Origin of the sequence: Pseudomonas sp. PS01303 (genome assembly GCF_029959385.1) — a bacterium.
GTDB lineage: Bacteria > Pseudomonadota > Gammaproteobacteria > Pseudomonadales > Pseudomonadaceae > Aquipseudomonas > Aquipseudomonas rustica.
In genome coordinates, this window is the sequence record NZ_JASCPK010000360.1 from 1 (window position 1) to 255 (window position 255).

Here is a 255-nt window from a genome sequence, read left to right on the forward strand (position 1 = left end):
CGATCTAATCAAAAGACTAGAAATCAATATTCTCAATGGAATACTCATTTCTAAGCTTTCAGAAGCAGTTATATGGTGGAGCCAAACGGGATCGAACCGTTGACCTCCTGCGTGCAAGGCAGGCGCTGTCCCAGCTGAGCTATGGCCCCATAACAAAATTGGTGGGTCTGGGCAGATTCGAACTGCCGACCTCACCCTTATCAGGGGTGCGCTCTAACCAACTGAGCTACAGACCCAATTTCGAGCGCGTAACTG

2 tRNA genes are annotated in these 255 nt (G+C 49.4%); both read right to left on the reverse strand.

The window, feature by feature from the left end:
* Positions 1-73: 73 nt before the first annotated feature.
* Positions 74-149, reverse strand: a tRNA-Ala gene (locus tag QMX93_RS30955).
* Positions 150-159: 10 nt separating this feature from the next.
* A tRNA-Ile gene (locus tag QMX93_RS30960) sits at positions 160-236 on the reverse strand.
* Between the last annotated feature and the right edge of the window lie 19 nt (positions 237-255).